Annotated in this window: 19 protein-coding genes and 2 pseudogenes; 14 read left to right on the top strand and 7 right to left on the bottom strand. The window is 59.6% G+C overall.

Features of this window, described 5'->3' with window-relative positions; all coding sequences use genetic code 11:
* Positions 1-27 precede the first annotated feature (27 nt).
* The 4 genes from A9D14_RS15560 to A9D14_RS15545 all read right to left on the bottom strand — a co-directional run bounded on the left by A9D14_RS15560 (position 28) and on the right by A9D14_RS15545 (position 5571).
* Complete coding sequence (locus A9D14_RS15560) at positions 28-1128, bottom strand: sensor histidine kinase (RefSeq protein ID WP_066849960.1); 1101 nt, start codon at positions 1126-1128, stop codon at positions 28-30.
* A gap of 106 nt (positions 1129-1234) precedes the next feature.
* Entirely contained in the window at positions 1235-1993 is a 759-nt protein-coding gene (locus A9D14_RS15555) for a 3'-5' exonuclease (protein WP_066849957.1), read from the bottom strand.
* A 138-nt stretch (positions 1994-2131) separates the two neighbouring features.
* Positions 2132-4609 (bottom strand): CehA/McbA family metallohydrolase, encoded by a 2478-nt coding sequence (locus A9D14_RS15550; RefSeq protein WP_066850668.1) that lies wholly within the window; start codon positions 4607-4609, stop codon positions 2132-2134.
* Between the two features lie 227 nt (positions 4610-4836).
* Complete coding sequence (locus A9D14_RS15545; RefSeq protein ID WP_066849955.1) at positions 4837-5571, bottom strand: GntR family transcriptional regulator; 735 nt, start codon at positions 5569-5571, stop codon at positions 4837-4839.
* A 109-nt stretch (positions 5572-5680) separates the two neighbouring features.
* Between A9D14_RS15545 and A9D14_RS15540 the strand changes: the two genes are divergently transcribed.
* From A9D14_RS15540 to A9D14_RS20170, 4 genes and pseudogenes are all read left to right on the top strand, one after another.
* Complete coding sequence (locus A9D14_RS15540) at positions 5681-6844, top strand: FAD-dependent monooxygenase (protein WP_083988111.1); 1164 nt, start codon at positions 5681-5683, stop codon at positions 6842-6844.
* On the top strand, positions 6844-8301 hold the full coding sequence (locus tag A9D14_RS15535; RefSeq protein ID WP_066849948.1) for a GH39 family glycosyl hydrolase: 1458 nt from the start codon (positions 6844-6846) through the stop codon (positions 8299-8301). The genes A9D14_RS15540 and A9D14_RS15535 overlap by 1 nt, the downstream gene beginning before the upstream one ends.
* A 602-nt stretch (positions 8302-8903) precedes the next feature.
* Positions 8904-10136: an MFS transporter gene (locus tag A9D14_RS15530; RefSeq protein ID WP_066850667.1), complete on the top strand. Its 1233-nt coding sequence runs from the start codon at positions 8904-8906 to the stop codon at positions 10134-10136.
* Positions 10137-10520: 384 nt separating this feature from the next.
* Positions 10521-10753, top strand: a pseudogene (locus A9D14_RS20170) (IS110 family transposase); the annotation flags it as partial.
* Positions 10754-10784: 31 nt separating this feature from the next.
* Here the strand turns inward: A9D14_RS20170 and A9D14_RS15520 are convergent.
* Positions 10785-11699, bottom strand: a pseudogene (locus A9D14_RS15520) (IS21 family transposase); the annotation flags it as partial.
* A 641-nt stretch (positions 11700-12340) separates the two neighbouring features.
* Here A9D14_RS15520 and A9D14_RS15515 point away from each other — a divergent pair.
* The 10 genes from A9D14_RS15515 (at position 12341) to A9D14_RS15480 (ending at position 16233) form a co-directional block, all read left to right on the top strand.
* Complete coding sequence (locus A9D14_RS15515) at positions 12341-12688, top strand: MbcA/ParS/Xre antitoxin family protein (RefSeq protein ID WP_232469098.1); 348 nt, start codon at positions 12341-12343, stop codon at positions 12686-12688.
* Positions 12689-12691: 3 nt separating this feature from the next.
* Entirely contained in the window at positions 12692-13186 is a 495-nt protein-coding gene (locus A9D14_RS15510) for an RES family NAD+ phosphorylase (protein ID WP_066849942.1), read from the top strand.
* A 115-nt stretch (positions 13187-13301) separates the two neighbouring features.
* Entirely contained in the window at positions 13302-13586 is a 285-nt protein-coding gene (locus tag A9D14_RS15505) for a hypothetical protein (RefSeq protein WP_066849938.1), read from the top strand.
* A gap of 177 nt (positions 13587-13763) precedes the next feature.
* Entirely contained in the window at positions 13764-14051 is a 288-nt protein-coding gene (locus tag A9D14_RS15500) for a hypothetical protein (RefSeq protein WP_066849934.1), read from the top strand.
* Between the two features lie 91 nt (positions 14052-14142).
* The gene (locus A9D14_RS19655; protein WP_157668274.1) at positions 14143-14352 is read left to right on the top strand and encodes a hypothetical protein; all 210 of its coding nucleotides are present in this window, start codon (positions 14143-14145) and stop codon (positions 14350-14352) included.
* Positions 14353-14445: 93 nt separating this feature from the next.
* Positions 14446-14703 (top strand): hypothetical protein, encoded by a 258-nt coding sequence (locus tag A9D14_RS15495; RefSeq protein ID WP_157668273.1) that lies wholly within the window; start codon positions 14446-14448, stop codon positions 14701-14703.
* A 71-nt stretch (positions 14704-14774) separates the two neighbouring features.
* A complete protein-coding gene (locus A9D14_RS15490; protein ID WP_066849928.1) occupies positions 14775-15056 on the top strand; it encodes a hypothetical protein in 282 nt (93 codons plus the stop codon).
* Positions 15057-15141: 85 nt separating this feature from the next.
* Positions 15142-15393 (top strand): hypothetical protein, encoded by a 252-nt coding sequence (locus A9D14_RS15485; protein ID WP_157668272.1) that lies wholly within the window; start codon positions 15142-15144, stop codon positions 15391-15393.
* Positions 15394-15499: 106 nt separating this feature from the next.
* A complete protein-coding gene (locus A9D14_RS19650; protein ID WP_157668271.1) occupies positions 15500-15658 on the top strand; it encodes a hypothetical protein in 159 nt (52 codons plus the stop codon).
* Between the two features lie 167 nt (positions 15659-15825).
* Complete coding sequence (locus A9D14_RS15480) at positions 15826-16233, top strand: hypothetical protein (protein WP_066849923.1); 408 nt, start codon at positions 15826-15828, stop codon at positions 16231-16233.
* 339 nt (positions 16234-16572) lie between these two features.
* On the opposite strand, the gene A9D14_RS15475 is transcribed toward A9D14_RS15480, so the two are convergent.
* Positions 16573-17720 (bottom strand): IS3 family transposase gene (locus A9D14_RS15475; RefSeq protein WP_415877361.1). Its coding sequence is split into 2 segments (ribosomal slippage): positions 16573-17465 and positions 17465-17720, totalling 1149 coding nucleotides; the frame shifts between segments, so codons are not numbered across the junction.
* Positions 17721-18416: 696 nt separating this feature from the next.
* The gene (locus tag A9D14_RS15470; protein ID WP_087910582.1) at positions 18417-18767 is read right to left on the bottom strand and encodes a hypothetical protein; all 351 of its coding nucleotides are present in this window, start codon (positions 18765-18767) and stop codon (positions 18417-18419) included.
* Positions 18768-18931: the final 164 nt, after the last annotated feature.

Raw genomic sequence — 18931 nt, 5'->3', positions numbered from 1 at the left:
GCTTCCGTTCCGTTGGATATTGTTGCGTCAGCCAACAGAGTTGGCGGTTGAGCTGTCCAGTTTCAATTCCATTCCATAGCCGTCAGCTCGCCATTGGGGGGCGATATCCATCGATGACGCAATGGAATGTATCACCCTCGTTCCCAGACCCGATCCCGTCGCTGCCCTTTCGGCTTCCTTCGCTCCTGCTGATCCATCATCGCAGCAAACAAGTGACCATCGATCACCCTTTGCTTCGATTTCCACTTTGATTGAACCATGGCCTGATCCGAACGCATGCTTGACGGAATTGGCGACAAATTCGTTTACTATCAGGACCAGCGAATTTGCCAGTTGCGGACCGACCCGATCATCTCCGACGCTTATCGTCAGTTGAATTCCTTCGGGAAGTAATTGCCGAAGATCGATCTCGATGCGCATGAACAGGGATTGCAAGCTCACGGAAGCCTGACCATCCAGTTCATGCAGTTCTGCATGAAGCGACGACAGGGATCGAATGCGGTTACTTGCGTCCTCAAGCGCAAGCCTTGCGGCACTATCGGTTTCTCTCCGCGCCTTCATCGAAAGCAGCGCGCCGATCGACGCGAGCGAGTTCTTGACCCGATGATCGACCTCGCGTCGCAGCGTCTGCTCTCGATCCAGCGCAATACGAAGATCCAGTTCACGCATGATATGGCGCGACAATACGCGTAGCACCTTGCGCTGGTGATCCGACAATGCGCGCGGTCTGTGGTCCAGAACGCACAGCGTTCCCAAAGGAAGGCCATTGGCTCCCTTCAGAACGGAACCCGCATAGAAGCGAAATCCCGGATCGCCCGTACACAGGGGATTGTCGGCCATCCGTTTATCGTCGAGCGTATCCGGGATTTCGATGTAATCGCCTTGCAAGATCGCATGGCCGCACAGGCTTGTGTCGAGCGGCGTCGATCTGACGCCCAGCCCGACCTCAGCCTTGAACCATTGCCGGCCTTCGTCGATGAAATTGATGACCGACACCGGGGCTTCGCATATATCCGACGCTATCTCCACGAGCTCGTCGAACTCGCGCTCCTTGTCGGTATCGAGAATTCCATAGCGACGCAGTTCGCGCAGTCGGTCATCTTCACGCGGGTGTCGCTCAGGCTTCATCTGCTTCGACTAGCATCCTATTATCGCAAGCGGAAGCGGGGGAGTGCTGCGGTGGCTAGGGGAAGGGTAGCCCACCCACTCGATGGTTCCCGTTTCACGGATGCGGCTAAAGAAGTCGACCTTGCACGGGGCCTGCGCCGGTCGGCGAGATAGCGCCCGTCCGGTTCTCGACTTCCTTCTGCGCCGAGAAACGGACATCTTCGTTCCGGTCCGACGTATAGCGTCCCAGCGCTTCATCATCGAGTTCACCCCAGTAGCGTCCCCGGTCGGCTCCGTAAGGCACCCGGGGCAGCAATCCCGGTTCGGCGCTCCATGCCAGCAATTGTTCGAGACCGGCTTCGTTGAGCTGATCGCGTAGATGGTGCGCTGTCACATAGGCATCCGGAAAGGCCCGGTGGACCGGTAGGCCCTTCGGCTGATCAAGGCCGTCCGGCATTCGCCAGTAGCGCAGCACCTGATTGGAGAAACTCGGGCTGTCTGGCCACAGTCTCAGCGCGCACTTCCACGTGCAGATCCACTTTGCATTGCCCGACAGCTTGGGCGTGCAGAAACGCTGCTCGAACGATGCGCGGTGCGCGGCAAGTGCGACTGCCCCGGCTTCCGGTCTCAAAATCGATGGAGCGACCTCCTGCCAGAACGGTGCACCCTTCACATCATCGTCCATGATGTGATGCACGGCCATCGTTACCGGGGGAATGCATCTACCCGGATTGACGAAGCGTGCTCCATGATCGGCGTCCAGGGACCAATGCCCATCGTCCCGAAGGACGACATTCTGCCAGCCGACCTCGCAAACCGCATGAGCCGGAGGGCTCGAACCGGTTGTCTCAAGATCGATCACGCGTATCCGGGTCGTTGCTGTCATCGCCCATAAATAGGGAGCGATGACATGTTCTGCACGTGTTCTGTCGCCTGGCGAGATTCAGACCGGCGGCAAGCGCGATCTCGGCAAGGAAGTTCCGGTCATCCTATTGTTCGGCCAGGCTGGTGCGACGGCAGCGCTTCACTCCCGCGCTATCGCCGTCAGTTTCGAACGCGCTTCGCCCATTCGCGTAACCAGTCCGGGCGGAATGTCGGCGCCATAGCTCTCGCGGAAGTTCGCTCCCGAGAAGTCCAGCGCCGCCAGCAGGTCCTGCGCTGCGGCGCGGGCCGCTTGCGCGTCCGTGCTGCCGACATAGTCGATCCAGACCGGCTGGGTGTGCGCGAAATGCGTGAAGGACATGACCGGCCACGCGGTCTTGCCGCCGATAGCGCGCGCCGCGATCCATCCGCCGGCGGGCAGGTTCACGGCCCCGCGATAGGTCCGCTGGCCCTTCCCCTCGAACCCTTCCAGCGTCTGGACGACCGTGCCGTTAACCAGAATTTCGACCCGGTCGACAGGTCCGACGCTGATAAGGTCCAGCGACCATTCCCGCATCCCGCTGCCGACGACATCGCCCGGTGCCTGTCCGTCGATCGCGAACAGGATCGCGGGGCCGGTGGTGACGAAACCCCGGCCATCACGGACCTGATCGAGCGCGGCGGAATATCCATCTTCCGCATCGGTCGCCGGCAGATAGGACCGCGCGGTGCCGATCGCCGGGAGGCGGTAGAAATTCGCCATCATGTCCGTGCCCGACGTAACCGGTATCGCCCGTCCGATGTTAAGGAAGCGATACCAGGCCTGCGCAGTCCCAAGGGGGCTGGTCCACTGGCAGACGAGCTCGAGCCCGATGCCGTCGGACAATACACCGTCGATCACCAACTCCTGCGGTAGCGGGTTTGCCGACAGGTCCGCGAAAGGATCCGCATCGCCGCCTACCGGATGGACATAGGTCGCGAGGGCCCCTTGCGCCTTGGCGAACGGGTTCACCAGGCCATTGTGAAGGTCGCGGTTGCCATAGACCGGAACGTTCGGCCCGAAGAACCAGGGCTGAAACGGAGAAGTGGCACCGATCATCCCGATGTGGCCGTGATAGTCTGAGCGGACCTCCTGCGTCAGCCAGGCGGTCGTGCCATCGGGCGCGGAAGCCTTCTGCCCGATCCGGTCCGCGTCGATGAACCGATTATACTGGTTCCAGGCCATCGGCGCGCCATAGTCCAGCGCCTCGCCCCGCATCGGCAACAGCAGATCGGGCAAAGCCAGCTCGTTGACACCGCTGCCGTTGAGATGGGTGCGATAATCGGCGGACACATAGCCGGCCGCATGCGCATTCCAGATCCGCTGCACGTTCAGCTCGGCATCAGTCTCTTGCCCCGCGATGACGCGCACGGTTTTCGTCTCTGGCAAGGAGAAGGGGCCATGCGTCGCCACAATGCGATATTCGCCTGCCGGGAGGTTCAATTTCGTGGTGCCGTCGATGTAGAAATAGACCGGCCCGTTCTGATTATCGACGAAGGTCGATCCGGCGGGGTTCGTAACCGGGTGCCCATCGGCCCGCGTGATCGACACCCTCGCGGCGATCGGCGTGGCTGCGCTGCTTTCGCCGCCGTCCCCGTCCGCGCTATGTACCGCAATCGCCAGATCGCCCAGGCCGGTGCCGTAACCCCACCGGGTCACGCGAACTTCTTGGGCCGCGCCCCCGGCTGCGCCGATCCGCATCAGATGGAACTGCTGCCGTGCGTCGGCCTCGACGAAATAGATGTGCGAACCGTCGGCCGACCATGCGGGAAACAGGGCCTTATTACCGGGCGCGGTCAGCCAGCGCGGATAGGCCGGACGGTCGACGTCCATGACGGCAAGCCGGACCATATTGCCTTCGCCCACGCCATAGACGATGGCCCGCTCCGCCGGATGCACATCAGGGCTTAGATGCGCCATCCAGCCCTGCTGGAACAGGACCTTGCCCGAGGCAGTCTCCCCGGTCGCGTTCGGCGCCGGATGCAGATCACGGATCACGACGCTCTGGCCGGGTCCCGCCGCCTCCTGATAGACCAGCCTGCCGTCCGCCAAAGTCCGTGCCGCCCGGGCGACTCTCGAGCCCTTCGTCAGCTGCTCGTCGGTGCCGGTCGTCAGATCGCGCCGCCATAGATCCAGATTTCCGGCCCGCGCCGAAGTATAGAGCAGCGCCTTGCCATCGCGCGTGAACTCGGGATCGAGATCGATTGCCGGCGTATCGATCGTCAGCAACTGCCTGCCGCCGCGCGCAATGACGATTATGCCGGTGTCCGATCCCGAGTCCCGGACAAACGCGATGCGCTGGCCATCGGGCGACCAGCGCGGGCGGGAGTCGATACCGGCGGCATTTGTCAGCCGCCGCGCGACACCGCTGTCCAGATCCAGCTGCCAAAGCCAACCCTGGTGCGCGAAGGCGAGGGTCGCGCCATCTGGCGAAGGCGCCGGATAGACCGGGCCCGAAGACAGGATCGGCAGATGCTCCTGCTCCAGATAGAGCTGGTGTCCATAGCCTTCCACCTTTGGATAATGATGTTCCCATTGCGCAGACGCAGGAACGGGCACGATGGCGAGGGCAAGAGCGAGCAGCGACGAGACAGATTTCATCACGCCAGCATATCCGCGCGACACGCGGATAGCTACTCCCGACCGCCTCGAACAAATGGCCCATGTCGCAGCAAACCGGTGCTTTGCAGCCCCAATTCCGATCGCCTGCAGAGCGGGCTGGGCATTTGCGCCGCACAAACACTACGACCGATGCCCGAACGCCTTGTTCCCAATCAGCGCGCGCTTGGCCGTTGTCATCTTCAATCGATAAGCGATGGAACCAGACCCTAGCTGCCCTGCGAGTAATCGAAGCCCTTCTCGATGATTACCTCCGCGATTTTCTCGCGGCTGATCTTTATGAACTCGCTTGCATCGTCGACCGATGGGATCGCAGTGTCAAACCGAGTGCCAAGCTCGAAGATCGCGCGGATATCCTCCCGGTGATGGCTGATGGAATGAAAGATCCGGTCCATCTCCGCCGAGAGTTTCCGGTAGATCGCTTGAAGCTGCGGATTGCGAGTAGCCTCTGCAAGCAGATCGAACCGTTGCCGCGACATCCGTATCCAGTGCTCCGGATCGAGCCTGGCCTTTCTGACCGCCCGCAAATGCTCCTGGTGGATGGTGTTGAGGGACTCGATCTGCTTGGGCGTCGCCCGTTCCCGTGCCAGCTGGATTATCAGCGGTGATACGACGCTCCAGACGGTAAAGAAGTCGTCCACGGACTTCAGTGTAAGTCCCGCCACGCGGTAACCGCGGCGAGGAATCGTTTCGACGAGACCATCGTGGTTCAGGCGGTCCAGGGCCTCGCGGACCGGCATCGCGCCAAATCCGGTCTCCTGTGATATCTCTCGCTCGGTGAAGCGCATGCGTGGCGGCATGTTCAGCGACACTATCCGCTGTCGAAGGATCTCGTAGAGCTGGTCGGCAAGTGTCTGCTTTTGTTTTTCGCGCTCTGCCATCAAAAAACTCCAGTTCGGCACTGCTTCGGGCCCATCCGCGCCACCGTCAGCAACGACGGGCAAGATTGCAACCCTTGACTGGAAATAGGGCGCATGCAATGGTGATATATCACGAGGCGACGGGGCGGTCGATTGCCGTGCCTGCATCGGCTAAAATTTGGGAGGAGGCGAAATGTCCAGGTCTGACAAGATTCTTATTGTCGGCGCGGGTATCGGTGGGCTTTGCGCAGCGATAGCGCTTGTTCAGAACGGGTCCGAGGTGGATGTCATCGACATCAAGCCCGACAACTCGGTGGCTGGCGTAGGGTGGGGACTGCGCACCAATGGACTGCGCGCCTTGCGCGAGATCGGGATCCTGGAAAAGACCCTGGAGATCGGTTTTCCGACGCCTCCTCTCACCTATTACGATCGCAAGGGCGACCATGTCGTCGATATTTCCTATGGGCGGAAAGTGGACGGCATGCCCAACAACGTCCAGCTTCCGCGACTTGGTTTCCTCGAGATGGCCAGTGCACGCGCGATGGAGCTGGGTTGCAACATCATGATGGCGACGACAGCGGTCGATATTCAGCAGGATGACGATGGCGTCACGGTGGAGCTGAGCAACGGATCGTCGCGTCGATATGATCTTGTTATCGGCTTCGACGGCATCAATTCCCAGATCCGCGAGTATCTGTTCGGAAAGAAATACGTTCCGGTTCGTAGCGGCGGCGTCGCATGGCGTGCCGCAGTGCCCGCCCCCGAAAGCCTGAAAGGTGCGCTATTCTGCCATGGTTTCGGCGGGAAAGTCGGTTTCGTGCCGCTGGCCGGCGGCATGATGTACGTGATCGTCACACATGCCGAGCCTGGCCGACCTCGCCACGATCCGGACGCGTTTGCCGCACTCATGCATGAAAGAGCGCGGGAGATGATGGGCGATTCCGACTTCATGGCGGAGGCGATAGAATCGCTGCGCACGGCGACCAATGTTGCCTACACCCCTCTGGATACGATCATGGTTCCCTATCCATGGTTCCGCGGCCGGGTCATGATCATGGGCGATGCCGCGCATGCGACGACGCCCTATCTCGGATCGGGCGCAGCGATGGCCATCGAAGACGGGGTGGTCTTCGCCAAACTCCTTCGCACCGACGATTCCCTTTACGACGTGCAAACCAAATTCATGGCGAGGCGGTACCCGCGCGTGAAAACCGTGTGGGATTGGTCGTTGAAAATGATGCACGAGGAATTCGATTCCGAGACGCCCGAAGCGCTCGATCGGCGCCTGGACTATCTGGTGAACGAAGAGCCGGCGGCAATCGATTATATCAACCGCGTCCTGGAAAGTGATTACTGATGACTTCAGACCTTATCGCGAAGCTGTCCGTCAATGCGGGCGAGCCCATTGGCAACATGCGGCAGCTTCACGGCACGTCGGGCATTCCCGCACCTGCTCCCGGCACCGACAGCGTTCCCGACATTCTGGATGTCTGGAGGAATGCGCAAGTCACGCTTGTCCGGTCTTACGATTGGGTTTCCAGGCTGGACACGATCGACAACCCGACCAGCCTGTTCCCCGACTGGTCGGCCGATCCCAGCGATCCGGCCAGCTATAATTTCGCGGCGACGGATACATGGGTCGGGCAGACCCGCTCGATCGGAGCGAATATCCTGTTTACCATCGCCAGCGAGATACCGGCCAACAAGCAGCCGGCCCGCGACCTGGCAAAGTACGAACAGGTCGTCGAGAATATCGTGCGCCACTACGTATGCGGCTGGGGCGACGGATTCGAAAACGCCGTCTCGCATTGGGAATTCGGCGATCAGCCCGACTTCGGCAAATTGCATTTTTCCGGCACGCCCGATCAGTTCTACGAGATGTACGCGGCAGCCGCGCGCGCTGTGAAGCGCGTCGACCCGGCACTGAAGGTCGGTGGCCCTTGCGTCGCATTTCCGCTCAATGAAGGTCCGTTCCGCGAAGGTTTCCTGGACTACGTCAAACAGCAGTCAGTGCCTTTGGATTTCCTGTCCTGGATGTGGTACGGCGACAATTCCCGCGATCCGATGGATTTTCGCACGATTGCCGCCGAGGTCCGCGCGATCGTCGACAAATATGGCTTCACCGATACCGAGCTCCTGCTTTCCTACTGGAGCATGACCGGTATCCCGACGGCCAAGTTCGAGGATTTCGACAATGCGGCCTTTCTTGCGGCCGCAGCGATCTACATGCAGGATTCCGAGGTCGACAAAGCGATCTTCTTCCGCGCCGATACCGGCGCCGATTTCCACTACAACTTCACCGACCCAGCCGGGATCTTCGAAGACGATGGCAGCCAGAACGCCCGGACGGGTGCGTTTCAGCTCGTCGGACAGACGTTGGCCACAACGGAACGCCTTGCCATAACAGGTGGGGACGACAACGGGTTCGCGGCGCTGGCCGGTCGCACCGCCGACGGTGATACCATTCGCATTCTGATTTCGAACTATGCGATCCCCGACATGTATCTGACGGCCCGGGACCGCGACGTATTCGAGTTCCAGGTCCCGATCGGCGATCAGAAAACGGATATGTCCCTGAACGTTCCTCCGCGACGCGTAGACGCCCGGAGTACCGGCTATTCAGGCTACACGCTTGAAATTGGCCATCTTCCCTGGGGCGATGGCCCGCACAGAGTGGTTCGGTATCGAGCGGACCGGGATCACAAGGGGGAGATGCTCGACTCTCATGAAGGCCGAGGCAGCTCCGTCACCGTTCAAAACAAACTGGCGGTATCTGGTGTAGAGCTTATCGAGATAACGCGTGTGTCATCGTAGGGCGCCGCTTATCTGACCGAAACAGATTGAGCTTTTGCCTCAGCAGAGGCGGGCTGCGTGAGTAAGCGGTCGGGCGAAAGCTGGTGATGGCGAAACAAGCCATCAGGGTCTGCAGCAAACGATCCTCATGTGCTGGCGGTGCTGGCGCACCCTCTTTCGGGTGCCCCAGCGCCGGCTTAGCCGAGGTTCCTGGCAGTGATGCCTGCGACCCACGAGGGTGACCCAACCTTCATGAAAATCACACAGGCCTGCACCTTTACGATGCAGCGGCGAAATCGTGCGGCGGTCGTGGGAAGCCGTATATTGGTTGCCGCGCGAACAATCGGTTTCAGAAAAGCCGCTTACCGCTTTGGCTCAATGGGCGCCCCCCGCTTCAGTGAACCTGCTGCGAATCCTTCCGCACCTAGAACCGATACGACAGATCCACATTCACAAGACGTACTTTGCCCAGCCGGTCATGATGATGCTCCCGCGATCGAGCCCGTTTCAAGACCATGGTTGGAGCGAGCGACTGTCGAGCCCGCGGGGGGGGGCATTCCAGATTGAAGTGAAGCTTCTAATTATCTATGCGATCCGCAATTCGGCGGCTGGGGAGGCTGGAAGTGCGGACCTTGAAAAATTTCTGGCGAGAGCTTCCATTAAAGCCGCAGGGAATCGTCATCGTTCTTGCAGGCTTCCTGCCGATGATCGCCATCGTCGCGATGGGTCCGGCAGTGCCGACGCTCATCGCGCATTTCGCGAACGATCCCGACGCACGCGCGCAGGTGCCCGCTCTGATCGGTGCGCCGGGGTTGACCATGGCCATCCTGGCTCCCTTCAGCGGGCTGTTGATAGACCGTTTCGGACGCAGACGACTGGTACTGTTGGCGACCGCTCTTTACACCATATTCGGCACAGCGCCCTTGTTTCTCGATACACTGGACCAGATCTACACGTCCCGCCTGTTGCTCGGCATCTCCGAGGCCGGCATCCTGACCGTAGTGAATACCTTGATTGCCGACTATTGGGACGACAAGGGCCGCAAGAACTGGCTGTTCCTCCAGAGCCTTGTCGGCCCGCTGTTTGCCGGCGTCATCGCGCTGATCGTGGGCGAGGTGAGTACGCTGCAGTGGAACGGGGTGTTTTTCATCTACTTTGCTGCCATTCCCGTTTGGGCCGCCATGTTCGTCTGGCTATTCGAACCTGAGAACGCGGACGTCGAAGAACCGGCGGCACGACAAGAAGAACCGGCGGCACGAAAAGCGGTGCCACTTGGGGCCTTTCCCTGGGGGAGCGCCGCTCTTACCGCGTTCGTGACCTTTATCGCCGCGATGCTTTATTACGTGTTCATCATCAACGGTGCGCTTGTATTCGCAGAGGTCGGCGTGACCGAACCCGATCGTTATGCGCAGATGATCTTCGTGCCCCAGATATTCTTTCTCATGGGCGCGGTGTTGTTCCGCATTCTGGCGAACCGCAGCTATCCGCTCCAACTTGGCGTGTTCTTCGCTCTGTTGGGAGCAGGCCTGGCGGCCATCGGCCTGGCCGATACTCCGACTGCAATGGCAGCGGGGGTCGTTGTCCAGCAGATTGCGGCAGGCATGGCGGTGCCGACCTTGCTGTCGTGGACCCAATCGAAGTTCGACTTCGGACAGCGTGGCCGGGGAATGGGCATCTGGACCGCCGCATTCTTTCTTGCGCAGTCGCAATCGCCGAGACTCGTGCACATTCTCGACCAATCCACGGGATCGATGAAGAATGCATTTCTGACCGCTGGGATCGTCGGAATCGTTGTGGGCGTCATTGGACTGATGATCGCGCTAAGCTTGCGAAAACCTCGGCAATCAAATGCGTGAAGAGCGATCTTGGCGCTGCGAGACGCGCGTCAGTTTCGAGGTCGGAGGGCGATGAGCGAGCGGCAGACGCTAGAGCAGGGCAGATAAATCAAGCTACTCCGACATGCGGATATCCCCTTTGGCCTGTCTCCGGCGAGCTGATGGCAGCATTCATGCGGATCGCGCGTGCGCCTCTGCTCGTTGCAAGCCGCAGTATCTTTCGCGGAAGAATGGCCAATTTGTCGCCGCTGACGGCTGCCTGGGACATGATGAGTGAACGATCCCTGCACTAGCTTAATTGTGCAATGATGCGGTCGTTGTAGGTCCACATTTAGGGGTCGTCACATGTGTCAGGAGATTGCCACCATCGGATCGGATCTGGCGAAGTAGTTTTTTCGCGTACACGTGATCGGCCTCGATTGGGTCGTTCTAGTGCAACGGAAGTTGGTCCGCGCCGAGTTGATCGGCTTCGTCACTGATCTTCCAAGTTGCCTCGTCGGTATAGAGGCGTGCGCATCCGCTCGTCACTGGTCTTGAGAGCTGATCGCATTAGGGCACGAGATCCGGCTGATGCCGCCCGCCTATGTAAACCCTATGGGCAGGGTGGGAAGACCGATGCAGCTGATGCAGTGGCGATTTGAGAAGCGGTGACCCGCCGGACAATGCCGGTACCGGCCGATTGGTGAAGAAAGCGGACACGCTGTAGCGGCTGCGCTCGAAGGAGATCAGGCATGTCGGCGACACCCGACTGGTGTGTTCCACGAAACCATTGAAGGGGCGCCCCAGCGGAATTAGGCCAGCGATGGTGCCGGGCAGCACTCGATGCGGAATTTCTTCCCACTGCGCGATGTATTGCGCCTCGAGCCAGGCATTGAGCATCGATGTCCGGGAAGGCATGCCCAGAAGGACCATGGGCCTGCCACAGTTGCCGCCGCGCATCCTGAACGTTCTTCTCGATCTGACCCTTCTCCCAATCTGCGGCGGGATTGCAGACCACCGGATCGAACTAATGGTGGCTCGCCATGGCCGCAAAGCGGGCGTTGACCTGCCGGGCCTTAACCCTGCCGATTTTGTCAACCGAGGTCTTCAGGTTGTCGAAGATTCCATGCTGCGGCACCCCGCCCAGCACCCGGCCGGCCTGGGCCGTGGCATCGAACAGCATCTCTGGGCCCGGTGCTCGCTCCGGTCGAACTTGAATGCCTCGGCAGGCTGGAAGATCAGCGAAACGAAAGTCCCGCGCCCGCTGGTCTGGGCGTCGCGCTGTCGGTCGGCCTTCTAGGCCCGTGCGAAGGCCGCAACGCGGTGGTAGGGACGGTCATATCCCAAGGCCACGAGATCGGCGTGCATCTGCTTGGCTGTGCGGCGCTGCTTACGTGACTTGTCGGCCTCGATCCTCGACCGGGCCGAGAGCTTCTCGGCAAACGGGTTCAACTTGCTCGGCCTCTCGGGGACCTTGAACTTCGGCTCCACCGTATCCGCCCGCAGGTACTTCCGGATCGTGTTGTGCGACAATTCCGTACGCCGTTCAATCTCACGGATCGGGATATCAATCCCGACAGCCAACTTCGGTCCGAAATGACCTATTTGCGGGAAAAGGAACAATCCGACGTCGCCGTCGGTAGGGGGTTTCGAATGCAGATCCTTGGTCTGACGCGACCAAGGTCGGTACGATCGGCCGACTCTGATAGCAAGGCGGACCAACCGTCGCGACAGCCCATTCACGGCTACGACGTCTCCTCATGCCTGTCCGTGGCCAGAGTGCGAAAGTGCCTCAACGCAACAATGAATGCCGGAATAGATTGTATGCCGGGAGGACTACCAGCTCCCCGACCATCGACACGAGAAAAGAGATCGCTGGAATGTATTGATAGGGGAACGCCAGTGACGCTACCGGCCGGTATGAATTTCGATGACCGCCTTGCTCCATGGTATGGAGTATCGTCAATTTCGTTGTTCAGGGCGTGACTGAATATATCGATCCCAACGAAAGCACGTACGAGGATGAAGATGAGGGCGGTACCGACTTTTAACTTCGGGAAAGGCTGGCCTATCGCCCAAACCAGTTGGTAGCCTGAGCCGTATCGCAGGCGGCGTGCATCTCGCTGCGCACTGTTTTCACCCACTCTTCCACCGCGGGTTCGCGGAACAAGGTCCATCATGGAGCGCGCTTGTTAGCCGTCCATATTGACACTATATAGCGTCAGAAAACGTGAGACATGCGAATGATGATCGAGAAGACCCTTTCAGATGGCCTCTTCGCTCCGAAGAAGCTCGCAGAGCTGCTCCTTACCACGGTCGAGGAGCTGTCGCGCTCGCTCGGCCTCGGCAAGGACGCGATCCAGCGCAAGGACCGGATCCGCTCCGACCGGACGCAGCGCCGCATGCGCCAGATGATCGAGATCCTAAACAAGGTCGAACCGCGCTTCGGCTCGCCGCTGGCCGCCTATGCGTGGTATCGCTCCGAACCGCTGCCCGGCTTCGACGGGCGCACCGCGATGCAGCTGGTGCACGAGGACAAGGCCGATGCGGTCCTCCAGTTCATCGATGCGGTCGACGCCGGCGTCTACGCCTGATCCATGCGATATACCGGACTGCTCTACCGGGCCTTGAACCCGGTATATGCGCGCGACCCCATGTCGGGTGAGGGCGCCCGCCGCAATGGCGGGCGCTTCAACCGACCGGGCCGCGAAACTCTCTATACCGCGCTCGCGCCTGACACGGCCATTCGCGAGGCCAACCAGGTCGGCGACCTGCAGCCCACCACCCTTGTCGCTTATCGCGCAGATATCGGGCCGCTGCTCGATGGCCGGGATTCAGGGCTTCTCGCCCAGTACGAATTTAAGCCGTCCATGCTCGCAGACAAGGGCTGGCGCATGAAGGCACTCCTTGGCGAGCCGGTGCCAACGCAAGAGCTCGCCGAGACGATGATCGCCGACGGCTTCGCAGGGCTCTTCGTGCCCAGCTTCGTGCGCGGCGCCGGGCCGGACGATGTCAATCTCGTCCTTTGGCAATGGGACGGGATGCTTGAATTGATCGACGACGACGGCAGGCTTTCCAAGCCGCCGCAATAAGGGCTCCGCGAGCGCCAGCCGGTCGACGACCGGACTTCCCCAGACAGATGATGAAGAATTTGCCCCTTCGGGAAGAAGGGAAAAAATTTATCACGCCAATCAGGAGCGAAGATCCATGGAACAGAAGACCATCTCGGAAGCACAGCAGGCCCACGAAGCACGCAACGCCCAGCTGAAGGCGGACCGCCTTGCGCGCTCGGCCGCCGCGGTTGAAGCCAACATGGCTGCGATGAAGGCGAAGGGCATCGAGATGCGTGCCGCGCGCACCGCACGCAAGGATGCGAGTATCGCCGCTCACAACGCGCGCCTCGAGCAGTCGAAGATCGATGCGGCAGAGCGCAAGGCTTCGCGCATGCAGGCTCACAACGACCGCAATGCCGAGATGAAGAGGGCGGCGTAAGCCGCCGCCAGTTCGCTCATCGCGAAACACACGGAGCCCCGCCAGGCCGCGCGCCCGGCGGGGTTTTCGTCGTGCCAAGGCCGACCGGGGCGAAAGCGTCCCTGATCGACTGGATTGAATATGCTCCCTTCAGGTGAGGGGAAAAAGATCGAACATCAGCACAGAGGAATGACAGTCATGACCGACACCAAGACCATCTCGGACGCGCAGCAGTACCATGAAGCACGCAACGCCCAGCTGAAGGCCGACCGCCTCGCACGCTCGGCCGCCGCGGTCGAAGCCAATCTGGCGGCGATGAAGGCGAAGGGCGCCGAGATGCGCGCCGCACGCGCCGCGCGCAAGGACGCGGATATCGCCGCTCACAAGGCGCGCCTCGAACAGTCGAAGATCGACGCGGCCCAGCGCAAAGCATCGCGCATGCAGGCTCACAACGACCGCAATGCCGAGATGAAGAAGGCAGCATAAGCGCCTTCGCTCCGACATCAGGGAACCCGGCCTCCAGCAAGGAGGCCGGGTTTTTCTTATGCCCAATTTCCACCCCGACAGGAGATCAACGATGGCCGAGCCTTGCAGATTTGGCTGTGTACCTTTCTCCGAGGGATCCTCGGACGGACATCGCTTTTATGTTCGAGCTTTCGATGCACAGGAAGCTCTCAAGATGGCTAGCGACGAAGCCCGCAATCTCGGCTTTGCCCAGGTGTTCATCGAAGATGAACAGGGAACGATGATCCATAACGGCGACATCATCGCAGCGGATGCGCCCTAGCGATCGAGGATAGAATCCGCCGGCAGGTTAGAAGGCCAGCCGCACCCTTCGGGTCCCGGTTTCCTTGAAATGGAAATCGGAAGGGAAAAGATCATGTCGACCATCACGCACCAGAGCATTCAGCGCACTGGCTGGGTTAGCAAGGTCCACGCACCTTTCGCAGGCCATTGCCTGGTCGAGATCGACGTCCGCCACGGCGCCAGCGTGAAGGCGCATGTCCCTGCCGAAAAGCAGGACCTGCTCGCCAGCCTGCGCGAGGCGCAGGCCGCTGGCAGTTGCCATGAGTTTTTCATCGTCGTGAACGACGTGCAGCTGGGCGCGGGCGAGATCGTCTACGCCACCCACATGTGATGGACGGCGGCCAAGGCCGCCGTTCCCCGGTTCCATCGCTCGAGGTGAGTTCAACCCTGGAGGGAAAAGCCATGCACACTGCCATGGTCCACGTCGATCAGCGCCGCGTCGCGCCTGAAACCCAGCTTCGCGGGTTCGTCTCGAACATCAGCCGCGAGATCGCAGGCGAGCATTACGTCACCATCGAGACCCGCCGCCACGGAACCGTGCGCGCTTCCATTCCATCGAGTGAGCGTCACCTGGTGCGCGAGCTTCGCCGCGCCCACGTGAACGTCAGCTGCCACGACATCCGCGTCCTTCGCGGCCGGGATGAACTGGCTTTCGGGAAGATCTGCGAACTCAGCGCAGCCTGACCGCCAGCCGCCTTAGTCCAGGGCAGTCATGCCCCAACCGTTCCCGCCCGGCTCCTCGCCGGGCAGGGCCCTGATGGAGAACCCCATGGTCGCCTTCAACGTCTTTCGCGAACGCCTCCTTCGTGAGCACGACATCGAGCTCAACCTGCTCTGGCAGGCGGACTCTCCCACCGGCAAGATCGAGCACTACGCGATCATCGGCCAGAACAAGCGCCATCACGAGATCGTCATCCTGCACACGAAGACGGGCTATACAGCCTATTTCCCGCAGACATCCCTCAGGATCGACGACGATATCGCCGCGATCATCGCCGAGACACCAGCGAAGGTCAGCTGACCGGCAGGCCAGCTGAGAGACGGACGGCACCGCCGCCGTCAGGCCCAAAGACAATCACCCCTTCGGGAAGAGCCTTGATGATCCAAGGCTTAGAAGGGAAAATTTGATGTCTGCAGCAGCATACCGCCAGGCACTGTCGTCGATCGCAGCCGAGCAGGCCGATGGCGAAGACACCTCCGAGCGCGTCGCGGCCCTCTCGCGCGTCACTGGCATCGATATCGGTACCATCGAGTTCGAAGTCAGCGAGGCCGCCAACGATCAGTAAGTATCCGCTTTTCAAGCCCGCCGGAGCGAACCGCTCGGCGGGCTTTTTCTTTGCGCCCTTCATCGGAAAACCAACTTTCTGCCAGATCGGCAGTCGTAATTTTGGGCAAGCCGTCCTTCATCCTAAAACATGCCTAGGACCATTTTTCGCAAGGGTAAGGTTAGGGAATGGACGACTTCGACAATGCAGAATACCAGTCGGCAAGAGAAGCCTTGGAAGCCATTAGGGGTAAATGGCGAAAGGATATCAGGACCAAGGATGCCGGGACGATAGAACGCCGCCTCCTGCATTATCTCGACTTCGAAGACCTTCGCCAGCAAACGCAATGGCATCGAATGATCAATTCGATCATCCGCGAATACAGCGAATTAATCGCCGCACACATGGCGAACCTGACCATTCCGGGCAGCGAAACCAAGAACCAGATCAAATCGCGCCGTGATGAATTCTACCGCTATCCGCTCGAATATAGCGAGGAGGAGCACAGGTATCTCAATCAGCTGTTTATCGCCTTTCTCGCTAAAAACTGCGAGAACGCCGTGGCCCGAGGATTTCGTCGGCCAGCTCTGCTTTGATGAGGCCGAAGATTATATTGGAGACGATCAGATACTCGAATTCGCAGGCTTACTCATGATTGGCGCCTTGGAGCGGCTCAGAACAGCCATCGAAATCGCGTGCGAATTGCCCGAACATGGCATGTTTGGCGGCGATATGCCCTATGAAAACGACATCACGGATCTGACTGGATTTGAGCTCGTCGTGCTGCAACGCGCTGCCGCGCAGATCAGGCCCATCTGGCCGATCACCGTCAATACCGACCTGGTCAATCGAACAATCGACATGAACAGTGACTCGATCAAGGAAACCGGTGCTCCAAGATCATTGGACTGGTCGGCCTATCAGACCGTGCTCTGCTACCCAACCTTGGACCGCTCAGGTCTGGAGTTTTCGGCCTTGCTCAGGTTCGGTGGGCTGGTTTCACCGGCTGAGTTTGCAAGCATGATCGGGGGGATATTCCCGATCGCGCTGTGCGGTCGATCCTCGTTGTAGTGTCTACGCCAAGCCTCCAGCTTTTCGCAAGCATCTTGCAGCGACAGGAACCAGTGGGCGTTCAGGCATTCGCTGCGCAGCTTGCTGTTGAACGCTTCGATGAACGCATTGTCTGTGGGCTTGCCTGGGCGGGAGAAGTCCAGGATCACACCGCGCTGGTAAGCCCACAGATCCATGTCCCGCGAGATAAATTCGCTGCCATTGTCGACCCTGATCGTCTTCGGATAGCCGATCGTCCGGCAGGCGCGATCCAGCGTGGCGACCACGTCCTCACCCCGGTAGCGGAACCGGGGATCGATCACCGGCGATAGCCGGGAGAACGTATCGACCACGGTCAGGATACGAAGCTTACGCCCAGTCGCCAGTTGGTCGTGAACAAAGTCCATCGCCCACACATCGTTCGGTCGGACCGCCGGTGCGCGATCCTCGCGCAGCTTGGCCTTGACCCGCCGCTTCGGCGTCTTGTTCCGCAGCTGCAGACCCAACTCCCTGTAAAGCCGGTAGACCTTCTTCAAGTTCACGCACCAACCGTCCCGGCGCAGGATGTAATATACCCGCCGGTATCCGTAGCGGACGTGCGTCTCGCAGATTTCCTTGATGCGCTTCTTCAGAAAGGCCGGATCAGTACGACGGGACTGGTAATGATAGGTCGAACGATCAAACTGCAAAGCCGAACATGCCCTGCGGATCGTCACATGCCAGTCCTGCCGAACAGCGTCGATAAGCTCGCGCTTCCGATCCGGCCTTAAAGCTTTCGCTTGATGACATCCTGCAGCATCTCGCGATCCAGCGTCAGGTCCGCGACGATCTTCTTCAGACGTCCGTTCTCATCCTCAAGCTCGCGTAGGCGGCGCATCTCCGACGGCATCAGCCCAGCGTACTTCTTCTTCCAGTTGAAGTAAGTTGCTTGGCTGATCCCGGCCTTCCGGCAGATTTCCGCAACCGGCGTTCCTTCCTCACCTTGCTTAATAACGAACGCCTTCTGCGCGTCCGTAAACTTCGATGCCTTCATCCCACGACTCCTTGCCCAGCCAAGGAAATCTACGGCCAGAAACTCTAGCTGCGAATGGTCCAAGTTTCAGGTGGCAGAGCAGAAAAAGAGTATCACGGCAAACACCCGGATTACTGCGTACCCTTTATGAAATATCACAAGGATGTAAATTACGAATTGCATGACGGAGCGTCCTACGCGACCGCATTTTATAGTACGTCTGCTCCAATACATTAAAATCTTTTGCTGGATGCATTATGGCAGTTCCCTAGAGCGCGATACCGGCGTCATTCTTTGTCGTTGAAAGCGTCAGCGACAGCCGGCGCGATGCCGTGTATGCGGCGCAAGTTCCTTCAACACACCAATTATCTGCTCTTCTGAAAATTGAAAGAGGATGCCTAAGAGGAATACTTCTTATTTAAGATTGCTTTTGAGGAACAGTCGTTAGCCGGGTGTGGCGACCTTTCGGACGCGGAGTGGTAGTGGTCTGTTTGCTAATGCCGCCTGAAAGTGGTTTCTGCGCCGCCACCGCAAAGGCAGGAGGTTCTTGGCAAATAGAGCAATGCGCAAATGCCTCCAAAGTGCCTGTTGGCAGCATTGAATGGACCAGCGGAAGTATAATCCAGATCTCGCCGCGCAAAGGTCTCATGAGAAACGCTTGCAGAGCGGACACGTGCGTTGTGCAGAGCGAATGTTGTAAGGCGGCGTCTTGTGCGGCTATTTACCGCGGCTTTTCCTCGCGCGCGGCCGAGCAAATTCCGAGAATTGATTGCCGCCAATCGGAACCACGCCGATGTCTTCCCCAAAGTCGAAAAGCGCGACGATAAGGGCAGCGCAATTCAGCTCAGCTGCAATCCGACCTGCATCAATAGCACTATCAAGCGAGGCGGCTTCGTCTGGCCGTTCGGTGAAAACCCGCAACATCGACTCTATGGTCTCTTCAGTCCCCATGTAGAATGTTCCGTTGTCAGGGCATTGCACCGACCATCCTATGAAAGGGGTTCGGTCTGGAAGATTAAGGTCTTCCAGCAGTTGGTCAGGCGTGGGCGCGGCTCCGATGATTTCCATGTATGTCTCCTAATTGAAACCAACATGGTAGTTTCTCAATGATTTACGAGTAATCGTAGGCCGAACGTCCTGCCTCGGCCTTCGACGGACTTGACCCACAGATCGGTCGATGCGACAGGCTTCGTAGGAAAAGCATTCCTGGTCAAAGAGCCGCTCTGGTCACC

This window comes from Croceicoccus marinus (assembly GCF_001661675.2).
Taxonomy (GTDB): Bacteria; Pseudomonadota; Alphaproteobacteria; order Sphingomonadales; family Sphingomonadaceae; genus Croceicoccus; species Croceicoccus marinus.
The sequence above is the reverse complement of the archived record's forward strand: the minus strand, read 5'-3'. Positions and strand labels throughout refer to the sequence as shown.

Bases quoted from the DNA above. Each gene is read 5' to 3' on its own strand.
- A9D14_RS15560 (WP_066849960.1), bottom strand. From the start codon at position 1,128: ATGAAGCCTGAGCGACACCCGCGTGAAGATGACCGACTGCGCGAACTG.
- A9D14_RS15555 (WP_066849957.1), bottom strand. From the start codon at position 1,993: ATGACAGCAACGACCCGGATACGCGTGATCGATCTTGAGACAACCGGT.
- A9D14_RS15550 (WP_066850668.1), bottom strand. From the start codon at position 4,609: ATGAAATCTGTCTCGTCGCTGCTCGCTCTTGCCCTCGCCATCGTGCCC.
- A9D14_RS15540 (WP_083988111.1), top strand. From the start codon at position 5,681: ATGTCCAGGTCTGACAAGATTCTTATTGTCGGCGCGGGTATCGGTGGG.
- A9D14_RS15535 (WP_066849948.1), top strand. From the start codon at position 6,844: ATGACTTCAGACCTTATCGCGAAGCTGTCCGTCAATGCGGGCGAGCCC.
- A9D14_RS15515 (WP_232469098.1), top strand. From the start codon at position 12,341: ATGATCGAGAAGACCCTTTCAGATGGCCTCTTCGCTCCGAAGAAGCTC.
- A9D14_RS15510 (WP_066849942.1), top strand. From the start codon at position 12,692: ATGCGATATACCGGACTGCTCTACCGGGCCTTGAACCCGGTATATGCG.
- A9D14_RS15505 (WP_066849938.1), top strand. From the start codon at position 13,302: ATGGAACAGAAGACCATCTCGGAAGCACAGCAGGCCCACGAAGCACGC.
- A9D14_RS15500 (WP_066849934.1), top strand. From the start codon at position 13,764: ATGACCGACACCAAGACCATCTCGGACGCGCAGCAGTACCATGAAGCA.
- A9D14_RS19655 (WP_157668274.1), top strand. From the start codon at position 14,143: ATGGCCGAGCCTTGCAGATTTGGCTGTGTACCTTTCTCCGAGGGATCC.
- A9D14_RS15495 (WP_157668273.1), top strand. From the start codon at position 14,446: ATGTCGACCATCACGCACCAGAGCATTCAGCGCACTGGCTGGGTTAGC.
- A9D14_RS15490 (WP_066849928.1), top strand. From the start codon at position 14,775: ATGCACACTGCCATGGTCCACGTCGATCAGCGCCGCGTCGCGCCTGAA.
- A9D14_RS15485 (WP_157668272.1), top strand. From the start codon at position 15,142: ATGGTCGCCTTCAACGTCTTTCGCGAACGCCTCCTTCGTGAGCACGAC.
- A9D14_RS19650 (WP_157668271.1), top strand. From the start codon at position 15,500: ATGTCTGCAGCAGCATACCGCCAGGCACTGTCGTCGATCGCAGCCGAG.
- A9D14_RS15480 (WP_066849923.1), top strand. From the start codon at position 15,826: ATGGACGACTTCGACAATGCAGAATACCAGTCGGCAAGAGAAGCCTTG.
- A9D14_RS15470 (WP_087910582.1), bottom strand. From the start codon at position 18,767: ATGGAAATCATCGGAGCCGCGCCCACGCCTGACCAACTGCTGGAAGAC.